The following is a 3,245-nucleotide window of genomic DNA, read 5'->3' on the forward strand; positions in this document are numbered from 1 at the left end:
GTTAGTGGTAGCGTAACATAATCTGGCGTTGGGTTTCATGCTTCAACCCAACCTACGTTCATCTTATATTTAATTCCACTCACCCACTTACTTGCTTCCAATTAGTCACTGATAACTGATAACTGATAACTGATAACTGATTAGTTGGTGAACTTCAGGAAAAAAGAAGTATAAAAACGCCTCAAAATACTCGGTTAATGCTTCTTTCCAGGGTTCATCATAATTGGCGGTTGTTTGTTTCATTATGACAATTTTAGTGGGTTGTTGTCAGAAGGCGAACGCTAACGTCAAAACTAGGCAGTTAAAGTATTTAACCAATTGATTAAATCTTCAACTGTAGAGAAATCGAATAAAGCTTCTCCTAATGCTTCGACATCATCAATACTTAACTCCATAATTTTAGTTTCTAATGAAGGATTAATCTCCCCTAACTTGCGTTTAAGTTGACGAAGAATCAATGTCTTTTCCCGTTCAATACCTAGTTCGATACCTTGACGCATCCAACTGGTGGTAATTTGCATAACTCCCTCCTGTACGGGTTCACTAAATGTGCTAATCTCTTCTTGAAATTGTCTCTCTTCCACCGGATTTAGATTGAGATATGTATCAATAAATCCAGAAATTAATTGCATTCTCGCCGCATCTAACCTTAAAGTGATTAACAAGCGCAGACATTCCGCTTTTACCTTGGCTCGCTCCTTCTCGGCAATGTTCATCTTCGCCATCAAAGCTGAAGCAACCGGATTCGGTTGATTGAGAAAATCTCGCCAATTTAATCGATTTAATTGCACTACTTGATAGTTAAATTCTAATACCTTAAAATCGGGAAAATCGACTACATATTGACTAATCGCTTCTCTTTTTGGCTTTGAATAAGAGAAAATTACAATCGGATAAATCGGTAGGACAAATTTCTCATGAAAGCGAGCAAAATAAGTAAACATTCGCCGATTAAACCATTTTCGAGAACTTTCCTGCGCCTCCAGATGAATCAGAAAAAAAGATTCTTTTCCTCGAAACTTAACTTGTGCGACTAAATCGCTTTCATGTCTTTCTCCTTCCGTGACATCAGTAAATACTTCTTTGTCTAAAAAAGTAATCGAGTCCCTATCTAAATAATCCATCAATTGGGGGAAAAATAACTCGATAAATTCGACAAAAAAGGTGGAGATTAACTCCTTAAATAAGCGGTCATGGTCAATATTATTAGTCATGTAAAGGTGTCTGCGATCGCTTCGATGGGTACAGTCAACAGTTCAAAGAACATGGCATTATGGGGAAAGTAGTCTAATTCTGGTGGACATTATAACACATAAAAGCCAGATCGAAAACTTTTTTTTTCGATAACTCCGTCTTGAGGTGGTCGTAAGAACTAAGCAGTTAAAGTATTTAACCAATTGATTAAATCTTCAACCGTAGAGAAATCGAATAAAGCTTCTCTCTCACAAGTCAAGAAAACGGGTTTCTCAAAGAAACCCGTTTTCTAAATAGCGCCTTTTTCTGATTTTTCTTGCCAAGTGCCGTGAAAACCGGGAGGGATAACACTGGGTAATTGCAGACAGCAAAGGGGTTCTTTTTCTAACTGCTGACTGTCATAGATTCTCACTTGGCTGCTGTGATTATTGCCGTCGTAAACCACGACGATTAACCATCCCGTTTCTGGAGATAAACCATCGCAGACAAAAATCGGTTCACTTCCATAACAGTTATTTTCTAGATAAGCAATAGTTAACTTACCTGTGGAGTGATTATAACAAGCGGGAAGTCCGATAATTTCCCGACGAATATCGCTATCGGGACGATGGACAGCTAAAAAAGTATTTTGCCATTTTTGTCCCACCAGTTGCGGGGAAACCACGGGAAAATCACAGCTTAAATCTGAGAGAATTTCCTGATTAATCACCTTTGCTGATAGGGGATTAATAGTGATACTTGCTAATTTTCCGATGGCTAAGGTTTCGGTTTTACCCGTGGCCACTTCTTTTAAAAATTGATTAGTTTTAAAGTCATCATAACGGACAAAAACAATTTCAAGATTGCCTTGGTCATTCACACAACCATTAGCAAAGTGCCATTGAAACCATGAATCGGTAACACTTTCACTGACTAATTGCAGAGAATCTCGATCAAAAATTAGTATTCTTGTTCCTAATTCTGGCTGCCACTGCATGGCATCACTAAAAGTTTTAAATCCCAACAGTATCGATAATTTATTCGCTTTTATCGGTGGGACGAAAAAGACGAGATACTGTCCCGCTAAAACAAAATCATGCAGCGCAGACAATCTATCTAACTCAAAAGTATTTTTCTGGATAATTTCACCAGTGGAGTCAGACTTATAGAGATTTAAACTAACTTTAGCACCGATTGTCACCCCGAAATTAAAAATCTCTCCTCTGGACAAATCTAGCTTAGGATGAGCGGAAAAAGTTTCCTTTGCTTGTAAGCTAGATAAATTATCTAAACCTAGAGTTTCTAAAGATTGTAAATCTAATTTATGGGGAAAACCCCCTTCCCAGAGAGCTAATAATTTATCGGGTAAAGCTAACACCGAGGTGTTAGCGGCATTTTTTACCTCTTTTCCCCAATTATTCCAAAAGAAGCCGGGGGCATTCATGCCATAATTAGGAAATAAATATTGATTAGCGGCACTTTCTTGCTGATAACCAGCAGTCTGAACATAACGATAGGTGGCACTGGCTCCCTTATCATGAAAATGTACAGCTAAAACTGCCCCATCTCCATCAAACCAATGACCAACTTTTTGCTTACCTCTTTCTAATCTCCCCGGACCATTGCGATAGAGACTCCCCCGCAATCCGTCGGGAATTTTCCCGGATAATAGGGTTAATTGGGTTTCAGAAAATTCCACTGCTGGTTTTTCTAAAGATTTTGCCCAAGCTTTCATAGATTTGCTTTTTTAGTGATTACATAGTTGAGTATAGCCCTAGACTAGGTTCAATGACGATAACTTAGGCAGTTTACCAGTTAATTAGTATTCGTCACAACCGATAAATTATATCATTATAAAGTATCGGGATCAATTCCCAGAGAACGGATATATTCAGCTAAACGTTCAGCTTTTTGGGATAACTCGATAGAACTTAAAAATTTCTGACCATCTAAACTATAAATTTCTAACCCATCTTCTCTCAAATCAAATCGGATATTTAACCGAGGACTAACCCATCCCTTAATCTCAGGTATAGAACTTAATAGTCCTTCCTGTCTCAACCATCCTTGAA

Annotated in this window: 3 protein-coding genes and 1 pseudogene; all 4 read right to left on the reverse strand. The window is 38.1% G+C overall.

All coding sequences use genetic code 11. The features are described 5' to 3' along the window. Positions 1-105: 105 nt before the first annotated feature. Positions 106-243, reverse strand: coding sequence for a hypothetical protein (locus IM515_RS06640; protein WP_167341561.1), 138 nt, complete (start codon positions 241-243; stop codon positions 106-108). A gap of 50 nt (positions 244-293) precedes the next feature. After that, the gene (locus IM515_RS06645) at positions 294-1,214 is read right to left on the reverse strand and encodes a DUF4351 domain-containing protein (protein WP_287627772.1); all 921 of its coding nucleotides are present in this window, start codon (positions 1,212-1,214) and stop codon (positions 294-296) included. Between the two features lie 269 nt (positions 1,215-1,483). After that, positions 1,484-2,908 (reverse strand): carotenoid oxygenase family protein, encoded by a 1,425-nt coding sequence (locus IM515_RS06650; protein ID WP_002769379.1) that lies wholly within the window; start codon positions 2,906-2,908, stop codon positions 1,484-1,486. Between the two features lie 116 nt (positions 2,909-3,024). Continuing rightward, positions 3,025-3,245: pseudogene (locus IM515_RS06655) on the reverse strand (Uma2 family endonuclease); the annotation flags it as partial.

It is taken from the genome of Microcystis sp. M44BS1, assembly GCF_020244875.1.
Classification (GTDB): domain Bacteria; phylum Cyanobacteriota; class Cyanobacteriia; order Cyanobacteriales; family Microcystaceae; genus Microcystis; species Microcystis panniformis.

What these genes read in the sequence shown, in the direction of transcription:
- IM515_RS06640 (WP_167341561.1), bottom strand. Translation starts at nt 243, where the DNA reads ATGAAACAAACAACCGCCAATTATGATGAACCCTGGAAAGAAGCATTA.
- IM515_RS06645 (WP_287627772.1), bottom strand. Translation starts at nt 1,214, where the DNA reads ATGACTAATAATATTGACCATGACCGCTTATTTAAGGAGTTAATCTCC.
- IM515_RS06650 (WP_002769379.1), bottom strand. Translation starts at nt 2,908, where the DNA reads ATGAAAGCTTGGGCAAAATCTTTAGAAAAACCAGCAGTGGAATTTTCT.